The sequence below is a fragment of the Streptomyces sp. NPDC048521 genome, assembly GCF_043199855.1.
Lineage (GTDB): Bacteria > Actinomycetota > Actinomycetes > Streptomycetales > Streptomycetaceae > Streptomyces.
In genome coordinates this window covers 647986-665283 of record NZ_JBICWR010000002.1, presented here as the reverse complement: position 1 = coordinate 665283, position 17298 = coordinate 647986, and the positions used below count along the sequence as shown (strand labels likewise).

Sequence of the window (17298 nt, the reverse complement as noted above, 5' to 3'; positions counted from 1 at the left end):
GTCCGCATCACTGCCGGTCACCAGCGGTGCGCAGCCGGAACCGCTGCAGCTTGCCGGTGGCCGTGCGGGGGAGCGCGTCGAGGAAGACGAACTCGCGCGGACATTTGTAGGGCGCCAGTTCGGACGTGAGGAACGCGCGGAGTGCCTCGGGGTCGCGCCGGGCCCCGTCGCGCAGGACGGTGTACGCCACCGCCACCTGGCCGCGCGTCTCGTCGGACCGCCCCACCACCGCCGTCTCCAGCACGTCCGGATGGCGCAGCAGCGCGTCCTCCACCTCCGGTCCGGCGATGTTGTACCCGGCGGAGATGATCATGTCGTCGGCGCGCGCCACATAGCGGAAGTAACCGCCGGACTCGCGGACGTAGGTGTCGCCGGTGACGTTCCAGCCGTCGCGCACGTACTCGCGCTGGCGCGGGTCGGCGAGGTAGCGGCAGCCGACCGGGCCACGCACGGCCAGCAGGCCGGGCTCGCCGTCGGCCACCGGCGCGCCGTCCCTGCTCTGCACGCGCGCCTGCCAGCCCGGCACCGGGACACCCGTCGTGCCGGGCCTGATGTGCTCGTCCGCGGCGGAGATGAAGATGTGCAGCAGCTCGGTCGCGCCGATGCCGTTGATGATGCGTACGCCCGTGCGCTCGTGCCAGGCCCGCCAGGTGGCCGCGGGCAGGTTCTCGCCGGCCGACACACAGCGCCGCAGCGACGAGACGTCGTGCCCGTCCAGCGTGTCCAGCATGGCGCGGTACGCGGTCGGGGCGGTGAACAGGACCGAGACGCGGTGCTCGGCGATCGCCGGGAGCAGTTGTCTGGGGCCGGCCTGTTCCAGCAGGAGGGCGCTCGCGCCGGCCCGCATCGGGAAGACCACCAGCCCGCCGAGGCCGAAGGTGAAGCCGAGCGGCGGGCTGCCGGCGAAGACGTCGTCACTGTGGGGGCGCAGTACATGCCGGGAGAAGGTGTCGGCCGTCGCGAGCACATCCCGGTGGAAGTGCATGCACCCTTTCGGGCGACCCGTGGTGCCGGAAGTGAACGCGATCAGGGCGACGTCGTCCGCCGCGGTGTCGACGGCCGGGTACGCGGTGGCGGGCGCCGGGCGGTGGAGAAGGTCGTCGGACGCGTCGCCGCCGTACGTCGTGATCCGCAGTCCGGGTATCTCGGCCTTCGCCAGGTCGTCCACCGCCCGGACGTCGCACAGCGCGTGCCGCACCCGGGCGATCTCGCACATCGTCGCCAGTTCGTGCGGGCGCTGCTGGGCCAGCACGGTGACCGCGACCGCGCCGGCCTTCAGCACGGCCAGCCAGCAGGCGGCGAGCCAGGGGGTGGTGGGGCCGCGCAGCAGGACCCGGTTGCCGGGGACCACCCCCAGATCGCCGGTGAGCACGTGCGCGATCCGGTCGACGTGCCCGCGCAGCTCGCCGTACGTCCAGACGGGCCCGGCCGGGGTGCGGAAGACCGGGCGGTCCGGGCCGGCGCCGGCCAGGAGTTCCGCGGCGCAGTTCAGCCGATCGGGGTAGCGCAGCTCCGGCAGGTCGAACCGCAGCTCGGGCCACTCGTCCGGCGGGGGCAGGTGATCGCGCGCGAAGGTGTCGACGTGGGCCGAGAGGTGCATGGCGGTTCGCCCCCTTGCCGTGACAAGCGTCGAGACGGGCGTCGTGGTGCGCACCGGCGTCCTGGTGGCTTCGCCGTTCGAGCGTATCGTGTTGGTGACGGCAGTCAACTGTGCGCGATAACGTCGGAGGAAGACGGGTGAGCCGCGGTGGCCCGCCCGGGAAGCAGACCGGGTGAGCCGCGGTGGCCCGCCCCGGAAAGGCGACGGGGTGAGTCGCGGTGGCTCGCCCACGCAGGCGACCGGGGTGAGCCGGGCCGGCCGTCCCCGGAAGGTGACGGGGGCCGCCGTCCCGGCCGTCCCCGGAGGGAGGACCGGCTGTGCCCGCATTCTCACTCGGACCGGAGCGGACCGCCTGGTGTGCCGAGCTGCGCACGCTGGCCGCCGAACGGCTGCGCCCGCTCGTCGACAAGGGCGAACCCGGCCGCGTCAACCGGCCGCTCCTCGCCGAACTCGGCCGCCTCGGGCTGCTGGGGCGGCTGTTCGGCTCCGGCGCGCTCGACCTGTGCCTGATGCGCGAGTCCCTCGCCCAGGCCTGCACCGAGGCCGAGACCGCCCTCGCCCTCCAGGGCCTGGGCGCCCACCCGGTGCATGCCCACGGCACCCCCGCCCAGCGCGAGCACTGGCTGCCGCGCGTCGCCGACGGCAGCGCGGTCGCCGCCTTCGCGCTGAGCGAGCCCGGAGCCGGTTCCGACGCGGCGGCGCTGTCCCTCGCCGCCGAACCCCACGGTGACGGCTGGCGGCTCACCGGCGCCAAGTGCTGGATCTCCAACGCCCCCGAGGCCGACTTCTACACCGTCTTCGCCCGCACCGCGCCCGGCAAGAAGGCGCGCGGCGTCACCGCCTTCCTCGTCCCCGCCGACCGGCCCGGGCTCACCGGCACCGCCCTGGAGATGCTCTCGCCGCACCCCATCGGCGCCCTCGACTTCGACGCCGTGCCCGTCACCGCCGACGACGTGCTCGGCGAGGCCGACCGCGGCTTCGCCGTCGCCATGGGCACCCTCAACCTCTTCCGGCCCAGCGTCGGCGCCTTCGCGGTGGGCATGGCCCAGGCCGCGCTGGACGCCACGCTCGACCACACGCGGCGGCGCGAGGCGTTCGGCGGCAGGCTGAAGGACCTTCAGTCCGTGTCCCACCAGGTCGCCGAGATGGCGTTGCGCACGGAGGCGGCCCGGCTGATGGTGTACGCGGCGGCGGCGGCGTACGACGAGGGCGCCCCCGGTGTGCCGGGGCGCGCCGCGATGGCCAAGCTGCTCGCCACCGAGACCGCGCAGTACGTCGTCGACACCGCCGTCCAGCTGCACGGCGCCCGCGCCCTGCGCCGCGGCCACCTCCTCGAACACCTCTATCGCGAGGTGCGCGCGCCCCGCATCTACGAGGGTGCCAGCGAGGTGCAACGGGGCATCATCGCCAAGGAGTTGTACGCCACGACCCACGACCGGGAGGTCCGGTGACGACCGAGCGCGTCAACCCGTCCGAGCTGTCCCCGCCCACGGGTTTCTCCCACGCCGTGGTCGCGGCCGGCTCCCGCGTGGTGTTCCTCGCGGGCCAGACCGCCCTCGACACCGACGGCAAGGTCACCGGCGCCACACTGCCCGAGCAGTTCGAGAAGGCGCTCGGCAACCTCCTCACCGCGCTGCGCGCGGCCGGCGGCACCCCCGCCGACCTCGGCCGGGTCACCGTCTACGCCACGGACGTCGCCGACTACCGTGCCCAGGCGGGCCGGCTGGGGCGGATCTGGCGGGAGCTGGCGGGCCGGGACTACCCCGCGATGGCGGTCGTGGAGGTCGTACGGCTGTGGGACGAGCAGGCGCTGGTGGAGCTGGACGGGTTCGCCGTACTGCCGTAGACGACCGGCCGGTGGCGGACGACTGCCGGACGGGTCCGTGACGCGCCACCGATGGAGTGACGGTCACGGCCCCCCGCGCGGCGGCCCGGTACCAGTGGACGCCTGAGACCCCACGGAACCGGGAGGTACCCCCATGCCCGTCCGCCCCGCCCTCGCCGCGGCCCTCGGCGCCGCTGCCCTGCTCTGCGCCACCGCCGGCCCGGCCGGCGCCGATCCCTCCGAGGTCATCACCGTCGACTCCGTCGGCCGGATCGCGTCCGACGGCACGGTCACCCTCTCCGGCAGCTACCGGTGCACCGGCGCCACGGGACCGGTCTTCGTCAGTTCCTCGCTCAGCCAGGGCGACCCGGACGTCAGGCACGGCATCGGCGGCAGCGCCGCCCGGTGCGACGGCGCCGAACACCGCTGGGAGAACTCCGGCAAGGTCTCCCTTGAGATGCTGAAGGAGGGGGCGGCGCAGGCGGAGGCCACCCTCACCGAACTGCGTCCCTCGGGCATCACCGTGCTGCCCGCCTTCCACGCGGTGACGAACCAGGACATCGAACTCACCGAGAACGGCACGCCTTCGTCGTCCCCCGAGACGTCGGCCGAGCCACCCGCGAAGGCGTCGGGGAAGGAATCGGCCAAGCCGTCGGGGAAGAGGTCGGGGAAGGGGTCGGCGAAGGCGTCGGGGAAGGGGTCGGCCAAGCCGTCGGGGAAGAGGTCGGGGAAGGGATCGGCGAAGGCGCCGGCCAAGTCGGCTCGCTGATCGGCGACGGCCGACCGAACACCCCCGGTTCAGCCGCGGCTGAGCCCGTCCCGGTCCGGCGGAGCACCCCTGCGCCGGACCGCGGTCGGAGCCAGGCGCAGGTCCGGGCGGCGCAGTGCGGCCACGAACTTGTAGCGGGAGCCGCGGTACACCGAGCGCACCCACTCCACCGGGGTGCCCTCCGCGTCCCGCGAGTGCCGGGACAGCAGCAGCATCGGCAGCCCGACGTCGGTGCCGAGCAACTGCGCCTCGCGCGGGGTCGACAGCGAGGTCTCGATGGTCTCGTCGGCCTCGGCGAGTTGGACGCCGTACACCTCGGCGAGCGCCGAGTAGAGCGACGGATACGTGGTCAGGGACCGGCGCAGGCCGGGGTAGCGCCGCACGGACAGGTGGGTCGTCTCGATCGCCATCGGGTCGCCGCCGGCGAGCCGCAGCCGCTCGATGCGCAGCACCCGCTCGCCGATCCCGATGCCGAGCAGTCCCGACAGTTTCTCGTCGGCGGGGACCTCCCCGATGTCCAGCATCTGCGAGGCGGGCGTGAGGCCCTGGGCGCGCATGTCCTCGGTGTGCGAGGTGAGCTGGAGCGTGCGGTACAGCTTGGGCTGGGCGACGAAGGTGCCCTTGCCCTGGATCCGGTCGAGGCGGCCCTCGCCCACGAGTTCCTGCAGCGCCTGCCGGACGGTGGTCCGGGAGGTGCTGAACCGGACGGCGAGCAGACGTTCCGCGGGCATGGCCGAACCGGGCTCGAGCGCCTCGGTCATGGCGAGGAGCTGTTGTTTGATCCGGTAGTACTTCGGCACGCGCGCGGAGCGGCCGGGCGCCCCCCTGCGTGGCTGGGCGCTGCTGACGTCGGTGGTCATGCCTGCCTTCCCGGCTGTGTCGGTGGCTCCCGTTATAGCGACCAACTGCCCTATGGTCTAGTCCAACTGAACGCTCCGGGTGAAGTCGGGCGAAGGGGACGGAAGAAGGGGACGGGCGCGCTCCGATGACGTTCTCGTAACGGCCGTACCGGCTTCCAGGGCCACCCTTGACACCCCGAAAGGTCTAGGCCAAGCTCCACGTACTGGTCTACACCATTAGTGGCCAGGCCCGAGCCCTACGTGCAACAGCGTCGTACGCAGGTCACCGCCGAGGGCGTGGGGGTTAGTGGCATCCCTGAGGAGGGTGGCGTGAAGCGCAAGCTTGCGGCCGCGATCGTGATCGCGGGCATGATGGTCTCCGTGTCGGCGTGCGGCGGAGACGACGGGGACGACAGCGGCAAGAACGCGGGGCCGGACAGCTTCAAGGGCCAGACGCTGACGGTCTGGGCGATGGACGGCTCCACGCCGGACCAGTGGGTCAAGGACGTGACGGCCGCCTTCGAGAAGAAGACCGGCGCCAAGCTGAAGTTCGAGACCCAGAAGTGGGACGGGATCCAGCAGAAGATCACCACCGCCCTCTCCGAGTCCAACCCGCCGGACGTCCTCGAGGTCGGCAACACCCAGACCCCGGCCTACGCGGCCACCGGCGGCCTCGCCGACCTCAGCGACCTGAAGCAGGAGATCGGCGCCGACTGGACGCCGTCGGTCTCGCAGTCCTCCGTCTACGAGGGCAAGCAGTACGCCGCCCCCTGGTACTTCGCCAACCGCGTCGTCGTCTACAACAAGAAGGTGTGGGCGAAGGCCGGCATCAAGGACACCCCGAAGACCCGGGACGAGTTCTTCAAGGACCTGGAGGCCATCGGCAAGAAGACCGACGCCGAGCCGCTCTACCTGCCCGGCCAGAACTGGTACTTCTTCGACGGCCTGACCATCGGCCAGGGTGCCGACCTGGTGAAGAAGGACGGTGACAAGTACGTCTCCAACCTCGGTGACCCGAAGGTCGCCAAGGCCATGGAGATCTACAAGAAGTACGCCTCCTACTCCAAGGCCCCCAAGGACAAGGACGAGGCCACGCCGCAGCAGGCCACGGTCTTCGCCAAGGGCAAGACCGGCGCCTTCATCGGCATGGGCTGGGAGGCCGGCACCGCCGTCCAGGCCAACAAGGCCATCGAGAAGGACCTCGGCTACTTCACCATCCCGGGCGAGACGGCCGGCAAGCCCGAGGGCGTCTTCCTCGGCGGCTCCAACCTCGCCGTCGCCCAGAACAGCAAGAAGCAGGCACTCGCCAAGGAGTTCCTGAAGATCGCCCTGTCCGACCAGTACGAGGGCGAACTGGCCAAGCTCAACGGCGTCATCCCGAACAAGGAGTCCCTGGAGAGCAACCTCAAGGGCAACGGCGCCGCCGAGGCCGCCGCTCCCGCCGCGGCGGTCGGTGGCACCACCCCGCTGATCCCCGAGTGGGCCGCGGTGGAGAACACCCCCAACCCGATCAAGTCCTACATGACCGCGGTGCTGAACGGTAAGTCCCCGGCGGACGCCGCCAAGCAGGTCGAGGGCGAGATCAACAAGCGCCTGGCCCAGCAGAACTGATCACCGCGCCGGGGGCGCCCCGCGGGCGCCCCCGGCCCCCCTGTGTCGTGCGTACGGCCGCGTACGGCCGTGCGTACGGCCACGGCTGTCGTTCGCACGGCCGAGGAAGTCGTTCGTACGGCCACGGAAGAGATGGCAACTCATGTCAGTGCAGACCGAAGGCACGGACACGGCCGGGGGGCCCGCTGTCCACAAGGCCCGGGTGCCGGCGCCGCCGCGAGGTGAGGACCGCACCTCCCGGGCGGCGTCCCGCCGCGCCGCCGCCCCCTACCTGCTCCTGCTGCCCGCACTGCTGGCCACAGTGGTCCTGCTCGGCTGGCCCCTGGTCAAGAACGGCATGCTGTCGTTCCAGAACCTCAACCCGCGGCAGTTGATCCAGCACCTCACCGAGTGGAACGGCGTAGACAACTACCGGGACGTCCTGACCGAGCCGGAGTTCTGGCACGTCGTCGAGCGCTCGGTCTTCTTCACCGCCGCCAACGTCGTCCTGATCATGGTGCTCGGCACCCTGATCGGACTGCTGCTGGCCCGGCTCGGCAAGAAGCTGCGGCTGCTGCTCCTGGCGGGGCTCGTCCTCGCCTGGGCCATGCCCGTCGTCGCGGCCACCACCGTCTACCAGTGGCTGTTCGCCCAGCGCTTCGGCGTCGTCAACTGGGTGCTGGACAAGCTCGGTTGGCACTCGATGGCCGACCACAACTGGCTGGAGACCCAGTTCTCCACCTTCGCCGTGGTCATCCTGCTGATCGTGTGGCAGTCGATCCCGTTCGTGGCGATCAACCTCTACGCCGCCACCACCACCATTCCCAAGGAGCTGTACGAGGCCGCCTCCCTGGACGGCGCCGGCGCCTTCAAGAGCTTCACCTCGGTGACCCTGCCCTTCCTGCGGCCCTTCCTGTACGCGACGACCTTCCTCGAGGTCATCTGGGTCTTCAAGTCGTTCGCGCAGATCTTCGCGATGAACGCGGGCGGTCCGGACCACCTCACCGAGACCCTGCCGATCTACGCCTACGTCGAGGGCGTCGGCAACCAGCACTTCGGGGTCGGCGCGGCGATCTCCTTCCTGACCATCCTGGTGCTGCTCGTCATCACCTCGTACTACCTGCGCATGGTGCTCAAGCAAGAGGAGGACGAGCTGTGAAGCGCTCGCTCATCGGCCGCATCTGGCCCAACGCGACCGCCGTCGTCCTCTTCGTCGGCTTCGTGTTCCCCGTCTACTGGATGTTCGCCACGGCCTTCAAGCCGACCGGCGACATCATCACCGACGACCCGGTGTGGTTCCCGACCGACGTCACCCTCAGCCACTTCAAGAAGGCGGTCGACGCCGACCACTTCTGGACGCTGGTCCTGAACTCCGTCACCGTCACGGTCCTGTCGGTGGTGAGCTCCCTCGTCATCGCCCTGTTCGCCGCATTCGCCCTGGCGCGGATGCGGTTCAAGGGCCGGCGGGGTCTCATCGTGACCTTCATGCTGGCGCAGATGGCCCCCTGGGAAGTCATGATCATCGCCATCTACATGATCGTCCGCGACAACGACATGCTCGACAGCCTCGTCCCGCTCACCGTCTTCTACACGATGATGGTGCTCCCGCTGACCATCCTGACGCTGCGCGGCTATGTCGCCGCCGTGCCCAAGGAGCTGGAGGAGTCGGCGATGGTCGACGGCTGCACCCGCACGCAGGCCTTCGTCAAGGTGATCTTCCCGCTGCTCGCGCCGGGCCTGATGGCGACCTCGCTGTTCGGCTTCATCACCGCCTGGAACGAGTTCCCGCTGGTCCTGATCCTCAACAAGGCCAACGAGAAGCAGACCCTGCCGCTGTGGCTGTCCCAGTTCCAGACCGCGTTCGGCGACGACTGGGGCGCCACGATGGCCGCCTCGTCCCTGTTCGCGCTGCCCATCCTGATCCTCTTCATCTTCCTGCAACGCAAGGCTGTCAGCGGTCTGACCGACGGCGCCGTGAAGGGATGACGCTCCCGATGACCACACTCGCCACCGGCCCTGACACCCTCACCCGGGACGCCCTCGCGGTGCTGCAGCCGGGGTTCGACGGCACCACCGCGCCCGACTGGGTGCGCCGCCGCCTCGGCGAAGGCCTCGCCTCCGTCGCCCTGTTCGGCCGCAACGTCGTCAGCGAGGAGCAAGTCACCGCCCTCACGGCCCAGTTGCATGCCGAGCGGGACGATCTCCTCGTCGCCATCGACGAGGAGAGCGGCGACGTCACCCGCCTCGACGTCCGCACCGGCTCCTCCTTCCCCGGCAACCACGCCCTCGGCGCCGTCGACGACCCGGACCTCACCCGGGCCGTCTCCCGCGAACTGGGCAGGCGCCTGGCCGCCTGCGGCGTCAACTTCGACTGGGCGCCGTCCGCCGACGTCAACGCCAACCCCGACAACCCCGTCATCGGCGTCCGCTCCTTCGGCTCGGGCACCGACCTGGTGGCCCGGCACACCGCCGCCTGGGTGGAGGGCCTGCAGTCCACCGGCGTCGCCGCCTGCACCAAGCACTTCCCCGGCCACGGCGACACCAACGTCGACTCCCACCACGCCGTCCCGCGCATCGACGTCGACGCCGACACCCTCTACGAACGCGAACTGCCGCCCTTCCGCGCGGCCATCGCCGCCGGCACCCGGGCCATCATGAGCGCGCACATCCTCGTGCCCGCCCTCGACCCGGACCGCCCCGGCACCCTCTCCCGGCGCGTCCTGACCGACCTGCTGCGCGGCGAACTCGGCTACCAGGGCCTGATCGTCACCGACGGCATGGAGATGCGCGCGATCTCCGGCACCTACGGCCTGGAGCACGGCGTGGTCCTGGCGATCGCGGCCGGCGCCGACGCCATCTGCGTGGGCGGCGGACTGTGCGACGAGGGCACCGTGCTGGGCCTGCGGGACGCGCTCGTGGCCGCCGTACGCTCCGGCGAACTGCCCGAGGAGCGGCTGGCCGACGCAGCCGCCCGGGTGCGCCGGCTGGCCCGCTGGACCGCCGAGGCACGCGGCGGCGCGGAGCGGACCGAGCCCGATCCGCAGATCGGCCTGGTCGCGGCCCGCCGCGCCCTGACCGTGACCCGGGCCCCAGCCGCCGCGCCGGTCGAGGCACCGGTGTACGTCGCCCAGTTCAACCCGGCCCCCAACATCGCCGTCGGCGACCAGACCCCGTGGGGCGTGGCCGCCGAGCTGCAGCGGTTGCTCCCCGGCAGCACGTCCGGCTCCTTCACCGGCACCGACGCGGGCACCGCCGCGCTCGCCGCGGCCGACGGCCGCCGGATCGTCGCCGTGGTCCGCGACGAACACCGGCACCACTGGATGGGCTCCGCCCTCGACACCCTGCTCGCCGCCCGGCCCGACACCGTGGTGGTCGAGATGGGCCTGCCGCAGGCCCCGCCGCGCGGCACCCTGCACATCGCCACCTACGGCGCCGCCCGGGTCTGCGGGGTGGCGGCGGCCGAGGCCGTCGTCGCCGGCTGAACCGCCGGCCCACCGGCCGCCCGCCCCTCCCCGCGGGCGGCCGACCCCATCTCTTCCGCACGGAAACCCGGTGGCCTCGCGCGCCCTGGCGCTTGCCACCGGCACATGTCTCACGTCCGACCCGAAGGTGCTCGCCGACCCACCACCCCGGAGTGATCGCATGCAGACGTCCGCCCCCTACCTCCACCGAGCGGCGACCGACCGCCCCTACTTCAGCGCCGACGGCGAGACCTACCTCGCCCCGACACCCCTGCGCGACATCCAGAAGGCACGGCCCCTCAGGGTGCTGTCCGAACAGGACTACGCCTTCTGGCAGACGTACGGCTATGTCGTCGTCCGCGAGGCCATCACCCCCGGCGAGGCCAAGGGCCTGCTCGACTTCGCCTGGCAGTTCCAGGGCCTCGATCCCGGCCGCCCCGAAACCTGGTACGCACAGCCGGAGTTCCGCTCCGAACTGGACCAGCACCTCTACATCTACGGCTTCGTCGAGGCGTACCACCACCAGCTCATCTGGGACAGCCGTCAGAACCAGCGGGTCTACGACGCCTTCGTGGACGTCTGGGACTGCGAGGAGCTGTGGGTCACCCTGGACCGGCTCAACCTCAACCCGCCCAACACAGGCACCCGTTCGCGCTCCCTGATCGAGCCCACCGAGGAGGGCTTCGACATCGAGCTGCACTGGGACGTCGACACCACCCTCGCCGTACTCCCGCAGCGCGTCCAGGGCATCATCGCACTCACCGACACCCGGCCCGAACTCGGCGGCTTCCAGTGCGCCCCGGAGCTGTTCCGCCGCTTCGAGGAGTGGCGCGTCGCCCGGCCGCCCGGCCGCGACCCGATCCGCCCGGGCACCGACCGCACCGAGGTCCCGGTCGTCCGCCCCGACCTCCAGGCCGGTGACCTGCTGATCTTCAACGGGCTGCTGGCGCACGGCGTCGCCCCGAACCTCTCTGACAACGCTGTCCGAGCCGTCCAGTACCTGTCGATGATGCCCGCACTGGAGGAGCACACGGCCCTGCGCGACTCCCGCGTGCAGTCCTGGCGCACCCTGGCCACCCCCGACTGGAACGCCACCCTGCTCGGCGACGCCCGCCGACCGGAGGCCCTGCGCTACGGCCCCGCCACACTCAACCCGCTCGGCCGCAAGCTGCTCGGTCTGGACTCCTGGGCCGCCGCGGAAGGGGCCCAGTGAACCGCGTCTGCCTCACCCTGCCCACCAACCGGGCCTGCTCCGCCACCCTCACCGCCCTGCACGCCGAAGCCCGCTACGCCGCCCGCCGCTTCGGCGCCGACATCGAGCTGCTGATCCTCGACTCCGCCGACGACCGCACCCGCGCCGACCACACCCGCACGGTCGCCGCCCTGCCCCCGGCGCCGGGCGTGACCGTCCGCCACCTCGGCGAGGAAGCCCAGCGGGACATGCTGCGCCAAATCATCCGGAAGGCCGGCCTGCCCGAACCGGACCGGCTGCTGCGCCTGATGCTCCCGCCCGCCGTCTCCTACGGCGCCTGCACCAACCGCGCGTTCCTGCTGGCCGCGTCCCTCGGCTGCCGGTCGGTGCACCGCAGGGACTCCGACAGCACCTACCAGCTGCACGCCGGGCAGCCGGTGTTCCCCGTCCACCACGAGCTGCCGTGGCTGGGCCGGCCCGCCGCCGAGGCCGCGGCCGCCGTCACCCGCACCGACCTCGACCCGGAGCTGGCCCACCGCCCGGTCTCCCTGGCCGGTGCCTCCTTCATCGGTGAACTCTCCGTCGACATCGGCGAGATACGGCGACTGGACGAGGCCGTCTACCACGACGTGGTCGGCCTCTGGGTACCCGGCGACTGGCCGGAGGAGCGCAAACGGGAGCTGGTCGAGGAGTCCTTCACGGGCGCGGGCACCGCCCCCTTCACCGGCGACCACGCGACACTCACCCTGGTCGACCCGATGCGCGTCGACATGTGCAACGTGGCCTTCGACCACGCGGTGTACGAACGGATCCCGCTGCCGCCCGCCACCGACACCATCGGCAGCGACTACTTCCTGCTCCACCTGGTCCACGACGCCGGGCTGCCCGGCATCCTGCACAACCGGCACATCGAGAACTTCCACACCCCCGAACGCCGTACCGACACCGGATTTCCCGCCTACCAGCGGCGCTTCGTGAAGTTCCTGCTGTCGATGCTCTACTTCCACCACGTTTACGACCGGATGGCGGCCGAGGGCGACCGGCTCCTGGACGACCACCGACGGGTCCGGGCCGACCGGATCGTGGAGTTCCTGCGCGAGAGCACCGCCCTGGACCGTGCCGAGAACATCTGGCGCCTGGACCGGGTCGACACCGCGTACCGCAAGCTCGGCGGCCGTTACGCCACGGTCGCCGACCGACTCGCCGCGGAACGCGAGCGGTTACTGGACGAGGCCGCGACGGACATCGAGGACTACGCTCACCTGATCGAGGCCTGGCCGGCCCTGATCGAAGCGGCCCGAGCATGAGCACCCCGAAGGGACGCGGGGCCCCGTCCGACATGCGGCTACCGCCGCGTGGGCGCGATCTACCACGACACATCCGACGCCCGGCCGCATTCCATGGCACCATCAGCGCGCCGCTGGCCACCGCGCTCGCCGCGGCCGACACCGACCGCATCGTCTACGACCTCACCGGCATCGAGCACCAATACGACACCCTGCTGAGCGAGTTGCCCGGAGCCCGGATCCGGTTCGCGCTCAAGGCATGCCCGGTGGACGAGGTCCTGGACTGCCTGGCCGCCCGCGGCGCGGGCTTCGACGCGGCGAGCCCCGCCGAGATCAGGCAGGCACTGAACGCCGGCGCCCCCACCCACCGCATCCACTACGGCAACACCGTCAAGTCCGACCGGGACATCGCCGAGGCCCACCGGCTCGGCATCCGCACCTTCGCCACCGACAGCGTCGAGGACGTCACCGCGATCGCCGAACACGCCCCCGGCGCCCGCGTCTTCTGCCGCCTCGCCACCAGCGGGGAAGGCGCCCTGTGGGGCCTGAACCGCAAGTTCGGCTGCGCACCGGACGACGCCGTCCGGGTGCTGACCACGGCCCGCGCGGCCGGCCTGACCCCGGCGGGCCTGTCCGTGCACGTCGGCTCCCAGCAGATGACCGGCGAGGCCTGGCAACAGGCCCTCGACACCCTCGCCGACACCCTGACGGCGCTGGCCGGGCGAGGGATCGTACCCGACCACGTCAACCTCGGCGGCGGCCTGCCCGCGCTCGGCTACCGGGACCGCCACGGCAACCCCCTCGAACCGCCCCTGGACAAGATCTTCACCGTGCTCCGCGAGGGCCTCGACCGTCTGCGCGGCCTCACCTGCGCACCCCTCGACCTCGTGATGGAACCGGGCCGCCACCTGGTCGCCGACCACGGCGCCGTCCGCGCCCACGTCTCCCGGCTCACCCGGCGCCGGCAGCCGGACGGGACGGACGCCCACTGGCTCTATCTCAGCTGCGGCAAGTTCAACGGCCTCTACGAGATGGACCAGGTGACGCACCGGCTGGTCTTCCCCGGGGGCCACCCCGACGACCGGGACCACGTCGCCGCCGTCGTCGCGGGCCCCACCTGCGACAGCGACGACGCCTACGGCGGCGGCCGGCACCCTGTGCGCGTGCCCCGGTCCGTCGCCTCCGGCGACCCGGTTTGGATCCTCTCCGCCGGCGCCTACGCCACCAGCTACATGACCCAGGGGTTCAACGGCATCCGCCCGCTGCCGTGCGTCTGCGTACGCGGCAGCGGCGAGCCCCTGGCCCCCATGAACGGCACGGAAGGGAACACCTGATGCGCATACGGGGCATAGCCGAGGCCGACTGGCCGGCGCTGGCCGCCCTGGAGGCCGAGGCGTACGCGGACCTCTCCCTCACGGAGGGCGAGGAGATGCTGCGCTCACGGGCCCGGGCCTCGGCCGGTACCTGCTTCGTCCTCGACCTCGACGGCCGGCTCGCGGGCTATGTCCTCGCCCTGCCCTACCCGAGGTTCCACTGCCCCGACCTGACCCGCGCGGAGCAGGTCGTCCACCACTCGGCCAACCTCCACCTGCACGACCTCGTCATCAGCACGCCCCTGCGCCGCCGCGGACTGGGCACCCGCCTGGTGCGCCATCTCACCGACGTGGCCCGCGCCCGCGGCTTCGAGACCATGTCACTGATCGCGGTCGGCGGCAAGGAGCCGTTCTGGCGGGCCAACGGCTACCAGGCCCACCCCGAGGCCGGCCTACCGCCGGGCTACGGCGGCGACACGGTCTACATGTCGGTACAGCTGGCCGCCGTCCGCCCCCACGAGGGACGGAGAGCAGTCTGATGCCCGGCGTCCTCACCCCCTCCTTCCAGCGCGCCAAGTGGTCGATCGCGGCGCTGTTCAGCTTCCTCGGCTTCCAGTACGGCACCTGGATCTCCCGCCTCCCCGCGCTCAAGACCCGGCTCGACCTGGGGGCCGGGGAGGTGGGCCTGCTGCTGATGGCCTGCGGCGCCGGTGCGGCGGCCTCCTTCCCGCTCGTCGCCGTCCTGACGCGGCGCCTCGGCTCCCGGCGGCTGTCCCTCGCCTCCGCCCTGTGCCTGGTCGCCGTACTGGCCGCCCTGTCCGCCGTGCCGAACTACCCCCTCGCCCTCCTCGCCGTCTGCGCCGACGGGGTCGCGGTCGGTTGCCTCAACGTCGCCATGAACGCGCAGGGCGCCGCACTGGAGAAGGCGTACGACCGCACCGCCATGTCCCAACTGCACGCCACGTTCAGCGCCGGCCTGCTCGCCGCCGCCCTGCTGGCCTCCGGCGTGACCGCGCTGACCGCGTCCGTCCCGGCCCACTTCACCGTGTCCGGTGCCCTGCTGCTGCTCCTGCTCGCCGGCGCCCGCCCGGGCCTGCTGACGGCCACCGACGCCGAGCCCGCCACCCCGGACACCCCGAAACAGCGCGCCCGGCTGACGCTCCCCTCCGCCACGACCCTGCTGCTGGGCTGCGCCATGGCCTTCGGCACGATCACCGAGGGCGCCATGAACGACTGGTCCACGCTCTACATGAAGGACGTCGTCAAGGCGTCCTCGGCGGTGGCCCCGCTGGGCATCGCGGTCGTCTCCGTGATGATGCTGCTGGCCCGGGTGTGCGCCGACCGCTGGCGCACCCGCTGGGGCGACGGACGCGTGGTCCGCACCGGCAGCGCCGTGGCCGCCGTCGGCCTGGCCCTCGCGCTGCTCGCCGGCGGGGTCGTCCCCACGCTCCTCGGCTTCGCCTGCGTCGGCCTCGGCGCCGCCGCCGTCACCCCGTGCGTGTACGTCGCCGCCGCCGAACGCGGCTCGGACGCCCTCGCCCTGGTCGCCGCGATGGGCACCACGGGCCTCCTGGGCGGTCCCGCCCTGATCGGCTTCGTCGCGGGCGCGGCGAGCCTGACCCTGGGCATGGCCACGGTGGCGGCCTCGGCCCTGATCGTCACCCTGACGGCGATCCGGATCCCCTGGGCCCACCATGCCCCGGCACCGGCCACCGAGGCCGCAGTACCGGCGAGTGAGGGCGCGTAGCCTCCTCGCCGGCGGCGGACTCACGGAACCACGCGGCACCCCAGCGCCCCGCGCCGGCATCGCGTCCGCGGTGACCCGGCGCGTTCCGCACGCGCGCGGGCGGCTTCCGCTCCACCAGGGCACCGGGTGCCCCGATCACGCCGTGGCAGGAGGGCCCGGAGGCAGGTGGACCGTCATGATCAGGTGGCAGGGCTCGGTACCGGAACCGCGGTAGGTGTGGGCCGTGTCGCCGTCGAACGTGGCCGTCTGGCCGGCTTCCAGGGCGTGCTCGGTGCCGTCGACGACCAGGGTCATCCGGCCGGAGACGACGCTGATCGTCTCAACGACCCCGGCCTGATGGGGATGGCTCGGATACTCCTCGTCCGGGTCCAGGCGCCAGCGCCAGACCTCGACCGGGGCCGGGCCCGAGGTCGTCAGCATGAGCCGGGCCTCCCCGCCGTGTTCGCCGGTCCACAGCGGGGCCACCGCATCCGCGGCCACGATCCGCACCCGCCCCTCGTGCGGTCCCTGCATCAGCGCGGACACCGAGATGCCCAGGGTGTCGGCCAGCCTGACCAGGGTGGCCAGGTTGGGGTTGCCCTGTGCCTTCTCCAGCGCCACCAGGGCGCCCTTGCTGACCTGGGCGCGCCGGCCGAGCTCCTCCAGGGACAGGCCCGCGCGGACCCGTGCCGACCGGACGTTGTGCGCGACCGTCCGCAGTGCTGTGGCTGTCTCGACCACCTCATCACCGTCCCTTGCAGCAGACCGGCTCGATGCACCGCGCGGTCGTTTGGTTGACATTCGCCGGTCGTTCCGTTGTACCGTGCAGACGTTCCACTGAATGGTAAGGGATGTGCCGTGATCGCTCTGCTGCTGGCCCTGGGCAGCTCGCTCGCCTACGGGTGCGCCGACTTCCTCGGCGGCCTCGGTGCCCGCAAAGCCCATGTGCTGCGGACCGTGCTGGTGGCGGCCCGGCCAGCCTCGCGGTCGAACTGCTGCTGTGGCCGGTGCTCGGCGCCTCGTTCAGCACGTCGGCCGTCGGCTGGGGCGCCGCGTCCGGGGTCGCGTCGGCCGCGGCGTTCGCCCTGCTGTACCACACCCTGGCGATCGGTCCGATGAACGTGCTGTCCCCGCTGACCGCCCTGGTGTCGGCAGCGCTGCCGGTCGGTGTCGGGCTGCTCCAGGGCGAGCGGCTGACCGTCGCCGGCCTGATCGGACTGCCGCTCGTGCTGTTGGCCGTGGTCCTGGTCAGCGCCGGACACGGGACGGCCCGGCCCGCCCGTCCCGTACGGCGCTGCTGCTCGCCTTCGGCGCGGGCGCCGCCATCGCCCTGCAACTGGTCTTCCTGCACCAGGCGCCGTCCGGCAGCGGCGTGTCCCCGCTGATCGTGGGCCGGGCCGTCTCCTCGGCCGTCACCCTGGCCGCGGCCGGGCTGCTGCGCCGCAGGCTGGGCCCGGAGCGCCCGGTGTACGCGATGTCGGCGGCCGCGGGCGTCCTGGATTCGGTGGCGAACCTGCTCTTCCTGCTCGCCGCCCGCAGCGGCGACCTCACCGTCGTCGCCGTGATCACCGCCCTCTACCCGGCCGGCACGGTTCTGCTCGCCCGCACCGTCCTCGCCGAACGCATCCACCGCGGCCAGCTCGTGGGGCTCGGTACCGCGGCCGTCGCGGTCGGTCTCCTCGCCCTCACCTGAACCA

Annotated in this window: 14 protein-coding genes and 2 pseudogenes; 13 read left to right on the top strand and 3 right to left on the bottom strand. The window is 72.2% G+C overall.

What is annotated here, in order from left to right; all coding sequences use genetic code 11:
* Positions 1–7: 7 nt before the first annotated feature.
* Positions 8–1600: an AMP-binding protein gene (locus ACGFRF_RS07355; protein WP_393737623.1), complete on the bottom strand. Its 1593-nt coding sequence runs from the start codon at positions 1598–1600 to the stop codon at positions 8–10.
* A 317-nt stretch (positions 1601–1917) separates the two neighbouring features.
* Here ACGFRF_RS07355 and ACGFRF_RS07350 point away from each other — a divergent pair, with 317 nt between their 5' ends.
* From ACGFRF_RS07350 to ACGFRF_RS07340, 3 genes and pseudogenes are all read left to right on the top strand, one after another.
* Positions 1918–3051 carry an acyl-CoA dehydrogenase family protein gene (locus ACGFRF_RS07350; protein ID WP_393737622.1) on the top strand — a complete coding sequence of 378 codons (1134 nt, stop codon included), beginning with the start codon at positions 1918–1920 and terminating at the stop codon, positions 3049–3051.
* Entirely contained in the window at positions 3048–3446 is a 399-nt protein-coding gene (locus tag ACGFRF_RS07345) for a RidA family protein (RefSeq protein ID WP_393737621.1), read from the top strand. The genes ACGFRF_RS07350 and ACGFRF_RS07345 overlap by 4 nt, the downstream gene beginning before the upstream one ends.
* Before the next feature lie 133 nt (positions 3447–3579).
* A pseudogene (locus ACGFRF_RS07340) lies at positions 3580–3999 on the top strand (DUF6299 family protein); the annotation flags it as partial.
* 224 nt (positions 4000–4223) lie between these two features.
* On the opposite strand, the gene ACGFRF_RS07335 reads toward ACGFRF_RS07340, so the two are convergent.
* Positions 4224–5054, bottom strand: coding sequence for a GntR family transcriptional regulator (locus ACGFRF_RS07335; RefSeq protein ID WP_393737620.1), 831 nt, complete (start codon positions 5052–5054; stop codon positions 4224–4226).
* 309 nt (positions 5055–5363) lie between these two features.
* On the opposite strand from ACGFRF_RS07335, the gene ACGFRF_RS07330 reads away from it, so the two are divergent.
* The 9 genes from ACGFRF_RS07330 to ACGFRF_RS07290 all read left to right on the top strand — a co-directional run bounded on the left by ACGFRF_RS07330 (position 5364) and on the right by ACGFRF_RS07290 (position 15622).
* A complete protein-coding gene (locus ACGFRF_RS07330; RefSeq protein ID WP_393737619.1) occupies positions 5364–6644 on the top strand; it encodes an extracellular solute-binding protein in 1281 nt (426 codons plus the stop codon).
* A gap of 142 nt (positions 6645–6786) precedes the next feature.
* Positions 6787–7782, top strand: coding sequence for a carbohydrate ABC transporter permease (locus ACGFRF_RS07325; protein WP_393737618.1), 996 nt, complete (start codon positions 6787–6789; stop codon positions 7780–7782).
* Positions 7779–8609 (top strand): carbohydrate ABC transporter permease, encoded by an 831-nt coding sequence (locus ACGFRF_RS07320; protein ID WP_393737617.1) that lies wholly within the window; start codon positions 7779–7781, stop codon positions 8607–8609. The genes ACGFRF_RS07325 and ACGFRF_RS07320 overlap by 4 nt, the downstream gene beginning before the upstream one ends.
* Before the next feature lie 8 nt (positions 8610–8617).
* Positions 8618–10105, top strand: coding sequence for a glycoside hydrolase family 3 protein (locus ACGFRF_RS07315; protein WP_393737616.1), 1488 nt, complete (start codon positions 8618–8620; stop codon positions 10103–10105).
* 160 nt (positions 10106–10265) lie between these two features.
* The gene (locus tag ACGFRF_RS07310) at positions 10266–11297 is read left to right on the top strand and encodes a phytanoyl-CoA dioxygenase family protein (protein WP_393737615.1); all 1032 of its coding nucleotides are present in this window, start codon (positions 10266–10268) and stop codon (positions 11295–11297) included.
* Positions 11294–12583 (top strand): DUF6271 family protein, encoded by a 1290-nt coding sequence (locus tag ACGFRF_RS07305; RefSeq protein ID WP_393737614.1) that lies wholly within the window; start codon positions 11294–11296, stop codon positions 12581–12583. Before ACGFRF_RS07310 ends, ACGFRF_RS07305 begins: the two co-directional genes overlap by 4 nt.
* On the top strand, positions 12580–13896 hold the full coding sequence (locus ACGFRF_RS07300; protein ID WP_393737613.1) for a type III PLP-dependent enzyme: 1317 nt from the start codon (positions 12580–12582) through the stop codon (positions 13894–13896). Before ACGFRF_RS07305 ends, ACGFRF_RS07300 begins: the two co-directional genes overlap by 4 nt.
* Positions 13896–14414, top strand: coding sequence for a GNAT family N-acetyltransferase (locus tag ACGFRF_RS07295; protein ID WP_393737612.1), 519 nt, complete (start codon positions 13896–13898; stop codon positions 14412–14414). Before ACGFRF_RS07300 ends, ACGFRF_RS07295 begins: the two co-directional genes overlap by 1 nt.
* Entirely contained in the window at positions 14414–15622 is a 1209-nt protein-coding gene (locus ACGFRF_RS07290; RefSeq protein ID WP_393737611.1) for an MFS transporter, read from the top strand. The genes ACGFRF_RS07295 and ACGFRF_RS07290 overlap by 1 nt, the downstream gene beginning before the upstream one ends.
* Positions 15623–15757: 135 nt before the next feature.
* Here the strand turns inward: ACGFRF_RS07290 and ACGFRF_RS07285 are convergent, their stop codons facing one another.
* Complete coding sequence (locus ACGFRF_RS07285) at positions 15758–16342, bottom strand: helix-turn-helix domain-containing protein (RefSeq protein WP_393737610.1); 585 nt, start codon at positions 16340–16342, stop codon at positions 15758–15760.
* A gap of 117 nt (positions 16343–16459) precedes the next feature.
* Here ACGFRF_RS07285 and ACGFRF_RS07280 point away from each other — a divergent pair.
* Positions 16460–17294: pseudogene (locus tag ACGFRF_RS07280) on the top strand (EamA family transporter).
* Positions 17295–17298 lie beyond the last annotated feature (4 nt).

Excerpts from the sequence above, each read along its gene's own strand:
- ACGFRF_RS07355 (WP_393737623.1), bottom strand. The coding sequence starts at position 1,600 with ATGCACCTCTCGGCCCACGTCGACACCTTCGCGCGCGATCACCTGCCC.
- ACGFRF_RS07335 (WP_393737620.1), bottom strand. The coding sequence starts at position 5,054 with ATGACCACCGACGTCAGCAGCGCCCAGCCACGCAGGGGGGCGCCCGGC.
- ACGFRF_RS07325 (WP_393737618.1), top strand. The coding sequence starts at position 6,787 with ATGTCAGTGCAGACCGAAGGCACGGACACGGCCGGGGGGCCCGCTGTC.
- ACGFRF_RS07315 (WP_393737616.1), top strand. The coding sequence starts at position 8,618 with ATGACCACACTCGCCACCGGCCCTGACACCCTCACCCGGGACGCCCTC.
- ACGFRF_RS07310 (WP_393737615.1), top strand. The coding sequence starts at position 10,266 with ATGCAGACGTCCGCCCCCTACCTCCACCGAGCGGCGACCGACCGCCCC.
- ACGFRF_RS07300 (WP_393737613.1), top strand. The coding sequence starts at position 12,580 with ATGAGCACCCCGAAGGGACGCGGGGCCCCGTCCGACATGCGGCTACCG.
- ACGFRF_RS07295 (WP_393737612.1), top strand. The coding sequence starts at position 13,896 with ATGCGCATACGGGGCATAGCCGAGGCCGACTGGCCGGCGCTGGCCGCC.
- ACGFRF_RS07290 (WP_393737611.1), top strand. The coding sequence starts at position 14,414 with ATGCCCGGCGTCCTCACCCCCTCCTTCCAGCGCGCCAAGTGGTCGATC.